Origin of the sequence: Aquiflexum sp. (assembly GCF_041749095.1) — a bacterium.
Lineage (GTDB): Bacteria > Bacteroidota > Bacteroidia > Cytophagales > Cyclobacteriaceae > Aquiflexum.
This window is the reverse complement of the sequence record NZ_JBGTCA010000035.1, coordinates 1-19,137: the sequence shown is the minus strand read 5'-3', so window position 1 is coordinate 19,137 and position 19,137 is coordinate 1. Positions and strand designations below refer to the sequence as shown.

The following is a 19,137-nucleotide window of genomic DNA, read 5'->3' as shown; positions in this document are numbered from 1 at the left end:
GGCGGCTGCCATGAAACATAGCGCCGCCACTTTAAAATTTGAGATTCTCTGTGGATTAAGATTGGTAAAGAATTTTTTAAGCTTGGCCAAGGTGTTGTTTATTTGGTTCCTATAGCTTTTTTTGTGAAATCGGTCGATACGGCTGATTTCTCAACTTTAATTTTAAATCCTTTGTCCAGTTCAAGCGTCAGGGTGTCCCCGTCGATTGAATAGATTTTCCCATGGATTCCTCCTATAGTTACTACACTATCTCCTTTTTTGATGGACTCCAGAAAATTCTTGGTTTCTTTTTGTTTTTTTTGTTGAGGCCTGATCATGAAAAAGTACATAATCAGAATGATGGAGCCGAAAAGGAACACTTGTCCCATAATTCCAGCGCCACCTTCCGCCTGAAGTAAAATCCAAAGTTTCATATATTATTTTTTAACTGGACCGAGTTGACTTGGATTTGCTCCGGCTAATTTCGGCGTCACATTGCCCTTCAACCTCAATCTTGTAACATTTGGGCTTGTATTTGCCTGAATGGTTACTGTAGGTGCTTGGGTACCTGTCTTAGCCGTAGAATTGAACACCACCTTGACAAAACCTTCATCACCTGGCTTAACCGGAGCTTTGGTCCAGTCAGGGCTGGTGCAACCACATGATGCGGTGATATTGGAAATTACCAGTGGGGCTTGTCCGTTGTTGGTGAATTTAAAAAGATGTTCAATTACTTTTCCTTCATCGATGGTGCCAAAATCATATTCCATTTCCTGAAACTGAAAAGCTCCCAATGAAGAAGGATCTGCAGTTTCCACTGAACTCACATTTGTCGGGACCGGTTGGGATGCTTCCAGTTTCGCCAATTTTTGTTCCAGTTCTGCTATTTTATCGCTCTGGTCATTTTTAGTTTCACAACCAACTGCGGTGATGGCTAAGGCCATGGCCAAAGCGGATAATTTTAGGTATTTCATAAATAATTTAATTTAATTCGATTCTCTGTTTATTTGTTCTATTAATTTATTCACATCACTAAGAAGATTTTCTGCTTTATTTTTTGCATCGGAGATGACCTTTTTTCCTTCATTTTTCGCATCATTGGAAGGTAAATTTTTACCATCTCTTAGGTCATTAATCAATTTTTCAAGCTCTTCACTATACTTTGAAAGTTGATACGACAGTCTATCTCTTGTATTTTTTCCTGTATCGGGGGCGAAAAGGATACCAATAGCAGCACCAATACTAGTGCCAGCAATGAATGCTATCCATGAATTTGATTTATTGCTCATCATTTTAATATTTTACTTGTTATCTAAAAGACCTCTACCACTCTTACGGATAAGACCCTTATCAGTTAGCTCTTTTGACAAAACATCCAGTAATCCGTTGACAAATTGTTTGCTTTTGGGAGTGCTATATGTTTTGGAAATGTCAATATACTCATTGATACTGACTTTGACAGGGATACTCGGGAAATTCATCATCTCCGTAATTGCCATGGAAAGGATGATTTTGTCGGTCTGTGCTATTCTTTCAATGTCCCAATTTTGGGTTTTTTGGGCGATCAGTATTCTATTTTCATCGTCATTTTCGACGGTGAAGTTAAATATATTTTGGAAAAATTCCTTGTCATCCTCCCAATTGATGGCTATTTCCGGAAGGACAGCGCCGGGAATTTCCGATTCGTTTTTGAGTACCTTTGAGGCTAGACTTCTTACCACAGACTTGTTCTCTGTCCAGTTAATGTCTTTTTCTGAAAAAAAATTCAAAATCACCTCAGACTTGAATATTGCTTTTTTTAGAATGTCGTCCACAATCCGGAAATCCTGTTCCATACTAGGGTCTTCCAACTGCATGTATTCCTGATAGGACTCCAGTGGCTTTACATATTCCCTGAACCATTCTTTGATTTCCAATTCAAGTTCCTCAATACCTGCATGGAGCCTTATCACAGCGGCTTGGTAATCAGCAGAATTTTTGATGTTCTGGAGTATTTTATTTTTGGCAAGATTGGTTTCTCCCACTGTCGATGTAATGGCATCTGAGGATCTTTTCTTCTTCTTTTCCGATTCAAGAGCAACATAGTCTCCAAATGCTATTAAAAGCTGAATGGCAAAAAGATACAATTGTGGTATCCTTTCGGCAGAGGTCACCATATTTTTCAACAAAAACTCCTGATCTTTTTTATTGGCCTTATGATAATTGTTGATGGCAGCTTTGGCTTCTGAGTTGATCCGTAAATTAAGGTTCCCAATAGGTTTAAAAATTTCTGAATTCAGGTTTTCAATAAATGCTTTTACAGCTAATTCCCCTTCTTTTTTTAAAAGTCCTTTGTCCTGGACTTCCATCGTGTTGAGGTCAGGCTGAAATGCTTCCCTGATGTGATCCTTTGCGAGGTTTAGGTTAGAGGCCTTGCATTGGTCATAGGCGTATAGATTCTGAAAGGCTTTGACCCTGAGTATTCTTCTGTTTAACATACCTGAAATTAAAGAACGTAAATATAAATATTTTGTGGGAGGATAAAGAAGGTTATCTGTTTTACCTTCCCAAAGATAACAGAACCACCTGCAAACTTGCTTATTCCGCTTACAGGTGGTATCGTTATAATTGATTTATCTTAATAGGGCAATTTGACTTTGCCCATTGACTGAATCCTGTTCCATGCCATTTCAATGGCAGCTTGCTGGGCAGGGATGTTTTCGTTTTCCGATTTATTCAATATGGCAGTACAGATATCATAAATCCTATCGGCGTGTTTGTAAGTCTGTTCCCTGTTGTATCCTCCTATGAATTCGGCATATACATTGATCAGGCCACCGGCATTGATCAGGAAATCAGGAGCGTAGGTTATTCCTTTTTTCAAAAGGATCTTACCATGCTTCTCCTCATCTTCCAACTGATTGTTGGCTGCACCTGCGATTACCTGACATTTTAACCTATCGATGGTCTTGTCATTGATGGTAGCACCCAATGCACAGGGTGCATAGATGTCCATGTCAATATCATAAATCACATTCGGATCCACCACTGTGGCTCCGGTTTCTTTGGCCACCTGCTTCAGCTTATCTTCAAAGATATCTGTGATGAACACTTCTGCCCTTTCTTTGACCAGAAGTTCAACAAGGTATTTTCCAACTTGCCCGATCCCTTGTACAGCAATCTTTTTGTCGGTAAGACTGTCGGATCCAAATGCCTTTTTAGCGGCAGACTTCATTCCCAGGTAGGTTCCGTATGCCGTGACCGGTGAAGGATCTCCACCACCTCCCCTTATTTCAGGAAGACCTGTTACATATTTGCTTTCCATGGCGATATATTCCATATCGCTTGTTTTCATGTTGACATCTTCGGCAGTAATATAGCGGCCGCCAAGGCTGTCAATAAATCTTCCGAATCTTCTTAGAAATGCTTCATTTTTCAGCTTTGGTTCGCCGATGATGACCGCTTTTCCACCACCAATGTTCAGACCTGAAATTGCAGCTTTGAAAGTCATGCCTCTGGACAATCTCAGCACATCTGTGATGGCTTCTGCTTCGGAGGCATAATTCCACATTCTAGTGCCTCCTACTGCAGGACCGAGGACAGTATTGTGGATACCGATGATGGCCTTCAATCCTGTAGGCTCATCATAACAAAAGACCAGTTGTTCGTGTCCTAAAGAAGTGATCTGACCATATATAGATCCTTCTCTCACTTTTCCCTCAGTATTAATCTCTACCATTTGAACTTGGATTTTATTTATGTGTTATATTTGGGTTACTGTGCTGTAAATTAGCCGGGCAAAATTATATATTTTGTTTGGGCTTTACTAATGCAATTAATAGAGTATTATAAAACTTATCAAGAGATTTTAAAGTTTTTATTTTGTGGAACACTTACTACGGTTAAACAAATATTTATTTAAATATAAGGGCTATCTCCTTTTGGGAATATTATTTACCATCATCTCCAACATTTTCGTAATCATACCTGCCCAACTGGTAAGAATTTCAATAGATTTTGTGGTTGAGAGTTTCACTTATTATCAGGTTTTCGGAGAGGGCCAATTGGCTGAAATTGCCAGAAATCAATTTCTGAAATTTGTACTGGTTTTTGGTGTTTTGATTTTGGCCATGGCCTTGTTGAGGGGATTTTTCCTTTTTCTGATCCGTCAGACTGTAATCATCATGTCAAGGTTGATAGAATATGATTTGAAAAATGACATTTTTGCCCACTATCAAAAACTCCCCCTAAGCTTTTACAGGCAAAACAGTACAGGTGATCTGATGGCCAGGATCACGGAGGATGTGAGCAGGGTCAGAATGTACCTTGGTCCGGCATTGATGTACGGCATCAATTTATTGGTATTGTTTCCTTTAGTGATAGGATACATGTTGACTGTCAATGTTGAGTTGACCATTTATTCACTCCTGCCCCTACCCGTACTTTCTCTCAGCATTTATTTTGTCAATAACATGATCAATGAACGCTCGGAAAAAATCCAAAGGAGCCTTTCAGGGCTGAGTACATTTGTACAGGAGGCATTTTCGGGAATCAGGGTATTGAAAGCTTTTGTAAGAGAGGAGGACAGTGCCAATGAATTCAAAAAAGCAAGTGAAGATTACAAAGACAAGTCCATCCGGCTGACGTTGGTACAATCCCTGTTTTTCCCATTGATCATGGGATTGATCGGTGTCAGTACGATTCTGACAGTATATATCGGCGGCATACAGGTGATTGAAGGACAGATTGGGTATGGTGTCATTGCCGAATTTATTCTATATGTCAATATGTTGACCTGGCCTGTGACTTCATTGGGCTGGGTGACCAGTATCATCCAAAGGGCAGCGGCATCTCAGGCCAGGATTAATGAATTTATGGATGTGGAAAACCCCATGATAAGTACAGACAATTACATTGGACCAATTTCCGGAGATATTTCGGTGAAAAATGTATCCTTTATTTATCCTGATTCGGGGATAAAAGCATTGGAGAATGTAAGTTTTGATATCAAATCAGGAGAAGCGCTTGCCATCATTGGCACAACCGGTTCCGGTAAATCCACCATCGCGAACCTATTGCTAAGAATGTACGACCCCATAGAAGGAGAAATTTGGATAGATGATAGGAATATACAGGAATATGATATCTCCGATCTGCGCAAGCAAATAGGTTATGTACCACAGGACGTATTCCTGTTCAGTGATACTATTGCCAGCAACATTGCTTTTGGAAGGGATCAGACCGATATGGATATTGTTGAGAAAGCTGCGAAGGATGCGGATGTTTATGACAACATCATCGAATTTCCAAATGGATTTGATACAAGGTTGGGTGAGCGTGGGGTCACACTTTCAGGAGGGCAAAAACAAAGGGTATCTATTGCCAGAGCTGTGGCTAAGGAACCCAGAATCCTGCTTTTGGATGATTGCCTTTCCGCTGTGGATACCAAAACGGAAAATGCCATTTTGAATGCGCTGAAAGAAATTATGGAAAATAGAACCTCCATCATCATTTCACATAGGGTTTCCTCGGCAAAGCTTGCCGATAAAATAATAGTACTCGATGACGGAAGGGTCGTCGAACAAGGGTCACATGAAATCCTGATGGCCCAAAAAGGGGTTTACGCCGAATTATATGAAAAACAGACCCAGATCAATGAAGTGGTCGGGGATTGACCAGCCCTTGTCTTATCTCAAGCAGGGAAAATCATTCAGGGGTTCTTGTAAATTTTATTGAGGTTTGCAGGATGTATGATGCATACTTAGTATATTAGAAATCATTGATTTAAAGGTTAAATAAAACATCTATCATTATGTCAGAGAAAAAAACAGGGTTTGAAGAAGTAGAGTCGATTCTACGGGATATTGGCAGTAGAATAGAGCAATTAATCGAAATGGGTAAAACGGCCACCGGTGAGGCAAAAGATGATATAGAAAAAAAGATCAAAGATCTCAAGGATAAGAAAACCACCCTTGAAGGTGAGTTTATGAAGGGTAAAGAAAAAGTTGAAAAACTCTATAAAGAAGAAATGGAGCCCAATTTCCAGGAATCCAAAGTGCATTTCAAGGAAGGATTCAAACAGTTGTTGGAAGGCATAAAGACTTTGTTAGGGCAAAAATAAAAACCGGCCTCTTCATTGCTAAAATTGAAGAGGCCGGTTTATTTATAGAAATGTTTGTCCGGTGTCATTTACCAACATCAGGCAATGCAAAAGCCACATAGGCATCTCCCGATTTAGTGCCTTTACCACCTCCGCAGGCAATCACCACAAATTGTTTTCCATTTTTCTCATAAACAGCAGGGGTAGCATGTCCTGATGCAGGTATTTTGGCTTCCCAAAGAATTTCCCCGGTATCCTTATCAAAAGCCCTGATTCTCTCATCTTTTGAAGCGGCAATAAATACAAGCCCACCTGCTGTGGAAACAGGACCTCCAAAATTCACGGTGCCTGTCGGAGCAAAACCTTTTGCGGTCAGTTCATCATATTCACCTAAGACTGACCGCCATTTGATATTACCGGTATTCATATCGATGGCTGTCAAAGTACCCCATGGCGGATTTATTCCGGGATAGCCTTCTTTAGTCACCAATTTCCTGTAGCCTTCCATAATAAATTGGGGGGACAATTTTTCTTTTCCTCCTACAAGTTCTTTTTCCTCAAAATCATCATCCAGAGGTTTTCCCAAAAGGTATTTTACCAAAACATCCCTTTCATTTTGGGGAATGTGCGAAAATCCGGGCATGGCTCCCTTCCCGAATTGTATCAGCTTGGCCAGGCTGCCGGTATTGAATTTAGTCTGTAAATCCACTAGAGGAGGGAAAGCCGGGAGGTTTCCTTTCCTGTCAAACCCATGGCATGTACTGCAATAGTTGACATATACCTTTTGTCCGATGTTTTCAAACTCAGGATTTGGAAGCATCTTGACAAGAGAGGGAGTTTCATTGGAGTTGATATACATGGTTTGGGTGTATGGATCAAAGGAAGATCCTCCCCACTCCGCACCTCCTTCAGTGCCCGGGAATAGCACTATGCCATATTCGTGGTTGGGAGGCATCCACATTTCCCCATATTTGTAATTTTCCAGTTTATTTCTGATTTCAGCTTCCCATTCAGGTGTTAGACTCAGGATTTCTTTATCCGTAAAAAGATGTCTGGTAAACCTCTCAGGCAAAGTTGGGTGTGGTTGTGTTGGCCAGGTTTTTTCACCTGGCATGGTGGTTTGGGGGACGGGGATTTCTTCAATGGGCCAGATGGCCTCTCCGGTAACACGGTCAAAAACATATACAAATCCTTGTTTGGAAGTCTGTGCCACAGCATCTATCCATTTTCCGTCTTTTTTGAGCCTGATCAGGTTGGGGTTGGCCGGAAAATCCATATCCCAAATGTCATGGTGAACTCCCTGAAAATGCCAGATTCTTTCCCCGGTATTTGCATCCAAAGCAATCAGGCTGTTGGCAAACAGATTTTGTCCATGCCTGAAACCACCCCAGAAATCATATGTAGCCGAACCTGTTGGCACATAAACAATCCCTCTTTCCTCATCCAGACTCATGCCAGCCCAGTTATTGGCCCCTCCTATTTTGTCCCAATATTCGGACTCCCAAGTGTCATGTCCGAATTCCCCCGGATGAGGGATGGTATGGAATATCCATTCCCGTTTTCCGGTTTTTACATTGTATGCACGTACATGCCCCGGAGCGGCATCAAGGCCTTCCGAGAGTCTCATTCCCATGATGATTTTGTCTTGGAAAATAATTCCCGGGGTATTGGAGACAATCAAGAATTCTTCCAGGTCAAAATCCAGGTTTTTCCGGAGATCCACTTTTCCCCCATCACCAAAGGATTCGATGGGCTTTCCGTCAGCAGCATTTAAGGCCATCAGCCAGTGTCCGGCAGAAAACAAAATTCTTTTATCCTCACCTTCTTCCCAATGCACCACTCCCCTGTTGGTTCCTGCCCAAGAATTCTCACCACCAAGAATCTGAAATGGATTGAATCTCCAAATAAGCTCTCCTGAAAAAGCATTAAGTGCAAAAACATTAAGCTGCGGACTGGTGGCATAAAGTACACCATCCACAACTATGGGCTGGCATTGGATCTGTGACCTTTCGGTAGCATCACCGGTATGGAAAGTCCAGGCAACTTGAAGGTCACTTACATTTTCTTTATTGATTTGGTCAAGAGAGGAATAACGGGCTGCATCTTTGGTTCCGCCATAGGTTTCCCATTTAGAATAATCCAAATACTTCTCCTGATTTCCGGAACAGGACCATAAAATAGGAAGACTTAAAAGCAATAATACTAATCTGATATGCATGGGTTTTAATTGGTAGGATTGGGCAATGCGAATGCAATATATGCATCCCCTGATTTGGTGCCTTTGCCACCCCCACAGGCGATGACCACATATTGTTTTCCGTTTTTCTCATAAACTGCGGGTGTAGCATGTCCGGCTGCCGGAAGTTTATGTTCCCATAATACTTTTCCCGTATCCTTGTCAAATGCCCTTATTTTTTCATCCTTGGTGGCGGCAATAAACACCAACCCTCCGGCAGTGGTGACCGGACCCCCGTAATTTTCCGTACCGGTCGGTTCAAAACCCTTTTCCGTCAATTCATCAAACTCTCCCAATACCGATTGCCATTTGATTTTCCCGGTGTTCATGTCCATGGCAGTAAGTGTACCCCAAGGCGGCTGGATTCCCGGATAGCCATCTTCTGTCAGCAACCTCGAATATCCCTGCATCACATATTGAGGAGTAAGCAGTTCCCGCCCGCCTTCTAGTTCCTTTTTTTCCGCAATTGGGTCCTCTTCTTTTCCAAGGAGATATTCCACCAATAGCTTTCTGTCATTGTCCGCAATATGCGCAAATGCCGGCATGGCACCTTTTCCATTTTTGATCAAAACGTCTAGGGAAGCCGCGTTAAAATTTTTATTCAGATCCATCAAAGTTGGGAATGCAGGTGGGTTTCCCTTTTTATCTACTCCATGGCAATTAGCGCAGTAATTGACATAGATACCTTGACCGACATTATCAAATTTTGGATTTGCCCCCATTTTTATCACCCATGGGATTTCATTGGCATTGATGTACATGGTCTGGGTATAAGGGTCAAATGATGAACCTCCCCATTCAGCACCCCCGTCCATTCCGGGAAATAAAACAATACCATGTTCATGACTTGGAGGTAACCACATGTCACCATATTTTACATTTTCCAGTTTTGACCGTATCTGTTGCTCCCATTCAGGGGTTAGCCGAAGAATTTCATTTTCGGTGTAAACCATTCGCATAAAGGGCTCCGGTAAAGTTGGATACGGCTGTGTCGGCCAACTTTTTTCTCCAGGAAGTTCTGATTGTGGTACGGCCTTTTCTTGGATCGGCCAGATAGGTTCACCGGTGACCCTGTCAAAAACATAAATCCAACCCTGTTTAGAAGTTTGGGCTACCGCATCAATCCATTTCCCGTCTTTTTTAATTCTGATCAGATTGGGGTTGGCCGGGAAATCCCTGTCCCAAATATCGTGGTGTACGGCTTGGAAGTGCCAGATTCTCTCTCCTGTTGCGGCATCAAGCGCGATAAGACTGTTTGCAAATAGATTCTGTCCATGCCTGTAACCTCCCCAGAAATCATAGGCTGCCGATCCCGTGGGCACATAAACAATCCCTCTTTCCTCGTCCAAACTCATACCGGCCCAGTTATTGGCAGCACCAATTTTATCCCAATATTCAGGTTCCCAGGTATCATGTCCATATTCTCCCGGGTGGGGAATTGTATGGTATATCCACTCCCTTTCTCCGGTCTTAACATTGAATGCACGGATATGGCCTGGTGCTGCGTCAAGTCCTTCGGATAGCCGCATACCCATGATCAATTTGTCCTTATAAATAATTCCAGGGGTATTGGATACGATCAGGAACTCTTCCAAATCCGTGTCCAGATTTTTTTGAAGATCAACTTTCCCGCCATCTCCAAAAGTTTCTATGGGCCTTCCGTCTTCCGCATTCAAAGCCATCAGCCAATTTCCTGCCGTGAACAAAATCCTCTTGTCCGTACCTTCTTCCCAGTAGGTAACACCTCTGTTGGTTCCGGCCCAGGAGTTTTGACCTCCAAGCAATTGGAATGGATTGAACCTCCAAAGCAATTTTCCTGAGGCTGCATCCAAAGCAAAGACATTGACCTGCGGGGAAGTGGCAAACAATACCCCATCCACCACAATTGGCTGACATTGGATCTGGGACCTTTCGGTGGCATCGCCGGTATTGAAAATCCAGGCTATTTCAAGATTATTGACATTTTCTTTATTGATCTGGCTGGATGCAGAATACCTTGCTGCATCTTTGGTTCCGCCAAAAGTCTCCCATTTGGTGTAATCCTGCAATTTGGTGGAGTCCGGGCTGCTGCAGTACGTAAACGCAAATAAGCTGAGGTATATCAGGGTTCTTAAGGATTTGGTCATTGGGTAGGTTTATTGAATACAGGAAATCAAAGTATGGATTTTTATAGTTACCAACAAATTAATTCCCTTTGAAAGGCGATAAATTGATTCCTGAAATCAAGAAATGTATTTGTTGACTTTTTCTTAAAAAATATCCTTTTCACCACTTAAGCACTTCCCAAAAATCCTCCATCAATGCCTCCTTTTCTATTTTGGAAAAAATCTTTACCGTGAAAGTTTGGCTCTCCGGAGGCGAGTTGACCAGCAGTGTCTCTGAATACTGAGGTAATAAATAGGCCTGTACCAAAGCCAAATCCCACATTACCCGTGTCTTATCCTGGGGATTTTGTTCTCTCCACCGGTCGGCAAGGATTTTTTCAATAGGAATAGCATAAAGATCATCCATCTCATTCCCGGTATCCGAATCCAGCTATACTTTTTGTTTTTGGGCAAAAAGCTGGGTGCTTATCAAAAAGATGAAGAATAATATGGATGATTTTTTCATTATTTTATCGCGCTGTCCTGGTATTAGTACCGTCCACAGGTGTTCTGTTTTCTCTGTTTGCCAAATCCCATGAGGTATGGAAAATCAACTTGGCCCTTTTGGTCATTAAAGGGAATTCTATCTTATCCACGGTATCACTTGGCTGATGGTAATCATCATGAACACCATTGAAAAAGAAGATCACAGGAATATTGTGTTTGGCAAAATTGTAATGGTCAGACCGGTAATAGAACCTATTCGGGTCATCTTCTGCATCATACCTGTAATCCAAAATCAGATCTGTATAGGTGATGTTGTTGTATTCGTTGATGACTTTTAAATGTGAGGAGAGCATTTCAGAACCGATTACATATATATAATCCTGGTTTTCGGCCTCCTGATATTCATAATCTATCCTGCCCACCATATCAATGTTGATATTGTTCACTGTATTTTCCAATGGGAAAATGGGATTGTTGGAATAATATTCAGAGCCCAAAAGCCCTTTTTCTTCTCCGGTCACATTGAGGAACAAAACGCTTCTTCTTGGTCGAATTCCCTCTTCTGCTGCCAAAGCAAATGCCTCGGCAATTTCCATCACTGATACTGTGCCCGAACCATCATCATCGGCACCGTTATTTATTTCTCCTTTGCTGTTGATGCCTACATGGTCATAGTGCGAAGAAATCACCAATACCTCTTCTTTTTTATCAGCTCCCTCTAAAAATGCCATAACGTTTTCTGTAGGCACCAATCTATTTTCTTTCTTTACCAGATAAGAGGCTTTTTGTGATTTGATGGATTCAGGGTTGTTTTTTGCCGCTTCTTTTAAAATCTCCACTGGGGTATCAAACAACACGGACATCTTGTCCGAGCTTACCAAAAATATCGGTTCCTGTTTGGTAGGAATTTCAAAACCTAATCTTCCCCTTCCACTTAATGATTTATACCAATTGGCCATCCGGTCAAAATTGGCCTGTCCTTCCATGGTAACTATCACTATTCCCGCAGCACCGGCTTCCATCACTTCCGGTACTACAGTTTGCGCCCGGCTTCCGATTGCCCATAAGCCTACCAATTTACCTTTGACATCTACTTTTTTCAGATTATCCTCATTGGCAAGGCCCAAAAAAACCAGGTCAGTTTTGGCAAGTTTTTTCATATCAGCATCACCTATAAATACAAAGTCCTCGTTGTTTACCAGCTTTTGTTTTCCAACAATAAGGTTCACTTGGGGATAAGAAACTGATGAAAGGTTGAATTTCTGAAAATACCTCCCATTGACAGGTCCCTTAAGTCCAAGATTTTTATAAAAAGCAGCTAAATATTCTGCTGCCAGTTTTTGACCTTTTTCTCCTGTATCCCTACCTTCCAGTTCATCTGAAGCCAGATAGGACAGGTGTCTTTCAAGGTCAGTTGCGGTGATTGTATTGGCATATTTTATAGCTGTGGCATCTTGTGCCTGAATCTGTCCGGCGAATAAAAGAGCAACCACTCCTGCTATCCATACTTTCTTTTTCATAAAATATATTTGGGTATTTAAAATAAGGCTCCAAACATAGAAATAATTCCCAATACATTAAAACCGTTTGTCATTTTGGCTGTTACAAGGATATATTTCTTTGGGTTTAAAAAATTATTATCATTCAATAATTTATACCTTTGCACAACTCAAAAAGTGATGAGAATATAACCCAAATTTGTCCCATATCAGTATCAAAAATGAAGATTAAATTAGACCCCTCCACTAAGTTTGAACAAAGACATAACGGTCCTTCCCTGAAAGAAATCCAACTGATGTTGGACAGTATTGGAGCAGCTTCTTTGGAAGAACTTATAGATCAAACCATCCCAAAGGCCATTCAGTTGGATAAACCTTTGGATCTCCCTAGGTCCAAGACAGAAGCATCATTTTTGAGAGAATTCAAAAAATTGGCCTCTAAAAACAAGATATTCAAATCCTTTATAGGATTGGGATATTATGATACGATAGTACCCGGTGTGATTTTAAGGAATATCCTTGAAAATCCAGGATGGTACACCGCATATACCCCATATCAGGCTGAGATTGCGCAGGGGAGGTTGGAAGCCCTGATCAATTATCAGACCATGGTCATGGATCTTACCGGTATGGAAATGGCCAATGCTTCCTTACTTGATGAAGCCACTGCCGCAGCCGAAGCAATGACCATGCTTTTTGCTTCCAAGCTGAAAGAAAAGAAGAACGCCAATAAATTTTTTGTGGATGAAAAAATATTTCCACAGACCAAAGACCTATTGATTACCCGTGCCGAGCCTATTGGAATCGAGTTGGTCATTGCTCCTCTTTCAGATTTGGATCTTACTGATTCAAACTTATTTGGGGTGATGTTGCAGTATCCAAACCTTGACGGTGCTGTGATCGATCATTCCCAATTGGTAGCTAGCGCAAAGGAAAACAATGTGCTTACCGCTTTTGCTACTGATCTTTTGAGCCTGACCCTACTTACTCCTCCGGGAGAAATGGGCGCAGATGTAGTAGTTGGTACCAGCCAAAGATTTGGTGTTCCTATGGGATATGGCGGACCGCATGCAGCTTTCTTTGCTACGAAGGAAGCTTACAAAAGACAAGTTCCCGGTAGAATTATCGGCGTATCCGTGGACAGGGATGGTAATAATGCTTACAGAATGGCTTTACAGACCCGCGAGCAACATATCAAGAGGGAAAAAGCAACGTCCAACATTTGTACCGCACAGGTTTTGTTGGCAGTTATGGCCGGAATGTATGCCGTTTATCACGGACCAAAAAGCCTGAAAGAAATTGCAGCAAGAACTCACGGACTTGCCCAATTGACTGCAAAGGCGTTGGCATTATTGGGATATGAGCAACTGAATGAAAACTTTTTTGATACGATTAAGATCAAAGCAGATGCTGTTCAGCAATCCAAAATCAAGGCCTTTGCTTTATCCTCTGAAATGAATTTCAGGTATGAGGAAGGTGCAGTGGTATTGGCTTTTGACCAAGCAAAGACTATCAGTGATGTCAAAGCCGTGGTGGAGGTTTTTTCCAAGTCCATCAACAACAAAGTCCATTTTGAATGGAATGACATGATTTCTGAATTGGAGTTGAATTACCCGGCAGGTTTGTCCAGAACCTCGGAATACTTGACACATCCCGTTTTCAATCTGTACCATTCTGAACATGAAATGCTCAGATATCTCAAAAGATTGGAAAATAAAGATCTCTCCTTGGTGCATTCCATGATTTCCCTTGGTTCTTGTACCATGAAATTAAATGCGACCACGGAAATGATTCCTGTGACTTGGCCAGAGTTTGGGCAATTGCATCCTTTCTGTCCCCAAGATCAGGCAGCCGGATATTACGAACTTTTTCAAAATCTCAGAAACTGGCTAAATGAAATCACAGGTTTTTCCGAAACTTCATTACAGCCCAATTCAGGTGCGCAGGGTGAATATGCAGGCTTGATGGTGATCCGTGCTTATCATATCAGCAGGGGAGACCATCATAGAAATATTGCATTGATTCCAACTTCCGCACATGGTACCAACCCTGCGTCTGCAGTGATGGCAGGGATGAAGGTCGTATTGGTCAAATGTGACGAAAGTGGCAATATTGATGTAGAAGACCTGAAGTCAAAAGCTGAAGCGCACAAAGATGATTTGGCTTCTTTGATGGTAACTTATCCTTCAACACATGGAGTCTTTGAGGAGGCAATTCAGGAAATCTGTCAGATCATCCATGACAATGGCGGTCAGGTGTATATGGATGGGGCAAATATGAATGCGCAGGTTGGACTGACAAGTCCGGGGAGAATTGGAGCTGATGTCTGCCATCTAAACCTCCACAAAACATTTTGCATTCCCCATGGTGGAGGAGGTCCGGGTATGGGCCCAATCTGTGTGGCGGAACATTTGGTGCCGTTTTTACCGGGCAACCCGCTGATTGAAACAGGAGGTACTTCAGCTATTACCTCAATCTCTGCCGCTCCTTACGGAAGCGCCAGTATACTTCCCATTTCATACGCCTACATTGCCATGATGGGCGGAGATGGACTGACCAATGCTACCAAAATAGCCATTTTGAATGCTAACTATATCAAATCAAGGTTGGAAAAACACTATCCAATTCTGTATACAGGAAAAGGCGGAAGGGCAGCCCATGAAATGATTCTGGATTGCAGGGCCTTCAAAGAAGTTGGCGTAGAGGTAGAAGATATCGCCAAGCGTCTAATGGATTATGGATTCCATGCGCCTACAGTATCCTTCCCGGTAGCGGGAACATTGATGATAGAGCCAACGGAATCAGAAACCATGGTTGAACTGGACAGGTTCTGTGATGCCATGATTGCGATAAGGGAGGAAATCCAAGAAGTGTATGATGGCAAGGCAGATAAAGAAAACAATGTCCTCAAAAACTCACCACATACCGCAGTACTGGCTTTGTCTGATAACTGGGATTTCCCTTACACCAGAGAAAAGGCTGTTTACCCATTACCATTCGTAAAAGGAAATAAATTCTGGCCATCCGTCAGACGGGTTGATTCTGCTTATGGTGATAGAAACTTGATGTGTAGCTGTATTCCGGTGGAGGAATATGCGGAGGCATAAAGTTAGATTTTAGATTTCAGATTTTAGATTTGGCCTTCCGGGAAACTGGGAGGCTTTTTTTTGACTTCAACATCAATTACTCCAATCCTTTTGTTTTCTTTTGTCACTTTTTGGTTAAAACAAAAACCTCTAAGGCAAAGAAATCCTCAAATAAATAGAGTTTGTTTTGGGTGGTAATAAGGATTTTTTTCATCTTGTTTTTAAAATCAATCTAACCCAACCGATTAAATGCAAAGCTTTGATTTAACCCTCTCCGAAAGACAGGAACTTTACAAATTCACCCTTGAATTGCTTGAAGGATATTATTCAGATACAAAGTCCAATCGGGTTTCTCCGAGGTTGGATAAGTCTGAAATTGTGAAAGAAGTAAGGAAGGTTGATTTTTCTGGACCGGTAAATTCAAAGGAGGCCATCAAACATTTGGTGGAGGGTATGAAAAGCTTTTCTGTCCACACCCCACATCCGAAATATTTTGGTCTTTACAATCCCCGGGCAAACTTCCCCAGTATTTTGGGAGATTTGATCACCGCAGTTTTTAATCCCCAATTGGCAGCTTGGAGCCATTCACCATTTGCCAATGAAATTGAGAATTATCTGATTGCTGAATTTGGGAAAAAGTTTGGGTATCCATCAGAAACCATTGACGGGGTATTTGCAAGTGGAGGTGCCGAAGCCAACCTGACTGCGGTTTTGTGTGCGGTCAACCATGCTTTTCCGCAATTTGCCAAGTCAGGATGGTTTGGGATGAATAAGAGACCTGTGATGTATTGTTCGGCTGAGTCGCACCACTCAGTTCATAAAGCAGCAAAAACTGTTGGCTTGGGATATGATGCCATCAGGAATATCCCGGTTTGTAAAGACCTGAAAATGAATATTGAAATCTTAAAGGAAACAATTCAAAAGGATATTCAGGACGGTTATCAACCTTTTTTGGTCATCGGCACTGCAGGCACCACAGGTACAGGAGCCATTGATGATTTGGTGGGCATTAGAAAAATCGCGGATGACTTTGGACTTTGGTTTCATGTGGACGCAGCTTATGGCGGTGCAGCCGTTTTGCATTCCGATCTGAAACCTTATCTGAACGGGATTTCCCTTTCAGACTCCGTCACTTTTGATGCACACAAATGGTTGTCCGTGACCATGGGTACCAGTTTGTTTATCACCCGGCACAAGGAAATCTTATCAGAAACATTCCGGATCACAGCCGAATATATGCCCAAGGAAGCCAAAGACCTGGAAATTGTCGATCCATTTACCCATTCCATCCAATGGTCTCGCAGGGCTTATGGCATCAAACTGTATTTGGCATTGATGATTTTTGGTTGGGAGGGTTATGAGAAAACCATTCGACATCAAACAGAAATCGGGGAGAAGCTGAAGGAGTTATTGGAAAACAGCGGTTGGACTATAATGAACAGCAGTCCATTTCCTGTGGTGTGTTTTATGGATGAAAATTATCTGGATAATCCTGATTTCACCAAAACAATAATAAAAAACATCATTGACTCGGGAAAGTCCTGGCTATCCATTTATCCCATCTTCGGCAAACCGACTTTCAGGGCCTGTATTACAAATTACAATACCTCGGAAGAGGATATTGAAGAGTTGGTAGGTGAGTTGAATGAGGGGAGGGAGAGGTTTAAGTTTGAGGGTAAATAAATTATTAAACTAGAGAGAATTGAGAATTGTAACTTGGAATTGTTGTGGGGCTTTTAGAGAGAAGTTTGAATATATTTCAACCTTCAATGCGGATATTTACATTATACAGGAATGTGAAAACCCCGCTGAGACAAAACATCCAAAATATCAAAATTGGGCGAAAAACTACCTTTGGATGGGTAATACCAAAAACAAGGGATTGGCAGTTTTTGCCCGGTCGGATTTTGAATTGAAAAAACTTGACTGGTCGAATCAGTATAAAGACCATTTCGTCAAGCATTTCTTGCCATGTTCAATTAATCAGGATTTTGATTTACTGGCTATTTGGTTACATAGAAACAATTCACCGAATTTTGGTTATATAGGACAGTTATGGAAATATTTGCAAGTCAACAAAAACAAATTAAATAATACTCTCATTGCAGGAGATTTCAACAGTAATGTCATTTGGGATCAATGGGATAGGTGGTGGAATCATTCTGATGTGGTGAAGGATTTAAGGGGAATTGGTATTGAAAGTCTTTATCACAGATATACTGGAGAAGAACAGGGGGAAGAAACCATTCCTACTTTGTATTTTCAACGTAACCAAGAAAAGCCATACCATATTGACTATGTTTTTGGGCCACCAGAATTCTCAAAACGATTAATTAATTTTGAAATTGGCAAAATTGAAAACTGGTTAAGGTTAAGTGATCATATGCCGATTTTATGTGAATTTAATTAGGGGGCTTTTCGTTCAACACGGACTTTATATGACAGAAAAGACATAATCAAAAAAATCAATGAAATCCTTGATAAGGATTCAAGAATAGAAAAAGGCTGGGTTTTTGGTTCTTTTGCCAGAGGGGACGATAATCCTGAAAGTGACATCGATATTTTATTCCAGGTAAAGGAAAATGTAAAATTCAGCATATTCGATCAGCTTGGAATTAGGGAACAGTTAATCGAAACTCTGAATAGAAAGATTGACTTTTTGGAACACGATACACTACGCGGGTATATGGTGGATAATGTAAATAAGGATATAATTCAGATTTATGGTTAAACCCATTTAATTTGGGTTAAGATTGACGAAGACGCTAGGTGTAGATTGTATCTACACCTTTCTATCCTTGAGATTTGCAATTCCAGTGACCTAAAATATTTTTGATTATGGGTGAATCATATCAAATTAGAGATCAAGAAATGCCGTATTTTTTGACCTTCCAGGTAGTTGGATGGGCCGATGTATTTTCAAGAAAAGATTATAAGGATTTTATTTTGGAAAATCTGACTCATTGCAGAAAGGAAAAAGGGCTTTATTTATTCGGATATGTGATTATGACCAACCACATTCATTTGGTAGTTCAATAGAAAGACGGGAAATTGTCAGCTTGGGTTCGTGATTTCAAGAAATTTACCAGCAAGAAATTGCTAAAAATGATTCTAGAAAATCCACAGGAAAGTAGAAAAGACTGGTTGAAAATGGTTTTTTCTTACCATGCCAAATTCAACAAAAGGTCGGGTGAAGTACAATTCTGGACACATGAGAACCATGCCATTGAACTATATCGTCCAGAAATGATCGAAAGTAGGATGTACTATATACATGAAAATCCCGTAAGGGCTGGAATTGTGGAGAGGCCAGAAGATTATTTATACTCAGGTGCTAGAAACTATTCAGGAATGAAAGGACTGATTGAGGTAGATTATTGGTGATTTTTAGTATTTGCCAATTGTAAATTGGCATGAATATTAGGGGTGTAGTTGCAAACTACACCCAGTCTCCACCGAAAGCTTTTATTATATCTAAAAGGTTAAAGATTGAAGAAGGTGCTAGGTGTAGATTGTATCTACACCTTCTGGAGTTTGGTTATCTCCGAATATAAAAGAGTGGGGTTACTGCGTCAATCATAGGATTAATGGCGTTGGTGATCAGCCTTTGTTTTGCTACGAAGTCGGAGAAAGATTTTCCCATTTTTTCGAACACATAGCAACCCCT

At 41.3% G+C, this 19,137-nt stretch carries 17 protein-coding genes; 8 read left to right on the top strand and 9 right to left on the bottom strand.

Features of this window, described 5'->3' with window-relative positions; translation table 11 throughout:
* Positions 1-98: 98 nt before the first annotated feature.
* From yajC to ACEW8O_RS02740, 5 genes are all read right to left on the bottom strand, one after another.
* The gene (yajC, locus tag ACEW8O_RS02760; RefSeq protein ID WP_373493093.1) at positions 99-413 is read right to left on the bottom strand and encodes a preprotein translocase subunit YajC; all 315 of its coding nucleotides are present in this window, start codon (positions 411-413) and stop codon (positions 99-101) included.
* Between the two features lie 3 nt (positions 414-416).
* Positions 417-953 (bottom strand): DUF1573 domain-containing protein, encoded by a 537-nt coding sequence (locus ACEW8O_RS02755; protein ID WP_373493092.1) that lies wholly within the window; start codon positions 951-953, stop codon positions 417-419.
* Between the two features lie 12 nt (positions 954-965).
* Complete coding sequence (locus ACEW8O_RS02750; protein ID WP_373493091.1) at positions 966-1,268, bottom strand: YtxH domain-containing protein; 303 nt, start codon at positions 1,266-1,268, stop codon at positions 966-968.
* 12 nt (positions 1,269-1,280) lie between these two features.
* Positions 1,281-2,456, bottom strand: coding sequence for a transcription antitermination factor NusB (gene nusB / locus ACEW8O_RS02745; protein ID WP_373493090.1), 1,176 nt, complete (start codon positions 2,454-2,456; stop codon positions 1,281-1,283).
* A 140-nt stretch (positions 2,457-2,596) separates the two neighbouring features.
* Complete coding sequence (locus ACEW8O_RS02740; protein ID WP_373493089.1) at positions 2,597-3,697, bottom strand: Glu/Leu/Phe/Val dehydrogenase; 1,101 nt, start codon at positions 3,695-3,697, stop codon at positions 2,597-2,599.
* A 145-nt stretch (positions 3,698-3,842) separates the two neighbouring features.
* On the opposite strand from ACEW8O_RS02740, the gene ACEW8O_RS02735 reads away from it, so the two are divergent.
* Together ACEW8O_RS02735 and ACEW8O_RS02730 are read left to right on the top strand one after the other, a co-directional pair.
* Positions 3,843-5,633, top strand: a complete 1,791-nt coding sequence (locus ACEW8O_RS02735; protein WP_373493088.1) for an ABC transporter ATP-binding protein — start codon at positions 3,843-3,845, stop codon at positions 5,631-5,633.
* 137 nt (positions 5,634-5,770) lie between these two features.
* Entirely contained in the window at positions 5,771-6,079 is a 309-nt protein-coding gene (locus ACEW8O_RS02730) for a hypothetical protein (RefSeq protein ID WP_373493087.1), read from the top strand.
* A gap of 64 nt (positions 6,080-6,143) precedes the next feature.
* On the opposite strand, the gene ACEW8O_RS02725 is transcribed toward ACEW8O_RS02730, so the two are convergent.
* The 4 genes from ACEW8O_RS02725 to ACEW8O_RS02710 form a co-directional block, all read right to left on the bottom strand.
* The gene (locus tag ACEW8O_RS02725) at positions 6,144-8,276 is read right to left on the bottom strand and encodes a PQQ-binding-like beta-propeller repeat protein (RefSeq protein ID WP_373493086.1); all 2,133 of its coding nucleotides are present in this window, start codon (positions 8,274-8,276) and stop codon (positions 6,144-6,146) included.
* 5 nt (positions 8,277-8,281) lie between these two features.
* Entirely contained in the window at positions 8,282-10,420 is a 2,139-nt protein-coding gene (locus ACEW8O_RS02720; RefSeq protein ID WP_373493085.1) for a PQQ-binding-like beta-propeller repeat protein, read from the bottom strand.
* Positions 10,421-10,559: 139 nt separating this feature from the next.
* Entirely contained in the window at positions 10,560-10,805 is a 246-nt protein-coding gene (locus ACEW8O_RS02715) for a hypothetical protein (RefSeq protein WP_373493084.1), read from the bottom strand.
* 103 nt (positions 10,806-10,908) lie between these two features.
* Entirely contained in the window at positions 10,909-12,405 is a 1,497-nt protein-coding gene (locus ACEW8O_RS02710) for a M28 family peptidase (RefSeq protein WP_373493083.1), read from the bottom strand.
* Between the two features lie 200 nt (positions 12,406-12,605).
* Between ACEW8O_RS02710 and gcvP the strand changes: the two genes are divergently transcribed.
* From gcvP to ACEW8O_RS02680, 6 genes are all read left to right on the top strand, one after another.
* Positions 12,606-15,491 carry an aminomethyl-transferring glycine dehydrogenase gene (gcvP, locus tag ACEW8O_RS02705; RefSeq protein ID WP_373493082.1) on the top strand — a complete coding sequence of 962 codons (2,886 nt, stop codon included), beginning with the start codon at positions 12,606-12,608 and terminating at the stop codon, positions 15,489-15,491.
* 228 nt (positions 15,492-15,719) lie between these two features.
* Entirely contained in the window at positions 15,720-17,153 is a 1,434-nt protein-coding gene (locus tag ACEW8O_RS02700) for an aspartate aminotransferase family protein (protein WP_373493081.1), read from the top strand.
* Between the two features lie 19 nt (positions 17,154-17,172).
* Positions 17,173-17,880 (top strand): endonuclease/exonuclease/phosphatase family protein, encoded by a 708-nt coding sequence (locus ACEW8O_RS02695; RefSeq protein ID WP_373493080.1) that lies wholly within the window; start codon positions 17,173-17,175, stop codon positions 17,878-17,880.
* 42 nt (positions 17,881-17,922) lie between these two features.
* On the top strand, positions 17,923-18,201 hold the full coding sequence (locus ACEW8O_RS02690; RefSeq protein WP_373493094.1) for a nucleotidyltransferase family protein: 279 nt from the start codon (positions 17,923-17,925) through the stop codon (positions 18,199-18,201).
* A 107-nt stretch (positions 18,202-18,308) separates the two neighbouring features.
* The gene (locus ACEW8O_RS02685) at positions 18,309-18,509 is read left to right on the top strand and encodes a hypothetical protein (protein WP_373493079.1); all 201 of its coding nucleotides are present in this window, start codon (positions 18,309-18,311) and stop codon (positions 18,507-18,509) included.
* A 66-nt stretch (positions 18,510-18,575) separates the two neighbouring features.
* The gene (locus ACEW8O_RS02680; protein WP_373493078.1) at positions 18,576-18,854 is read left to right on the top strand and encodes a hypothetical protein; all 279 of its coding nucleotides are present in this window, start codon (positions 18,576-18,578) and stop codon (positions 18,852-18,854) included.
* Positions 18,855-19,137 lie beyond the last annotated feature (283 nt).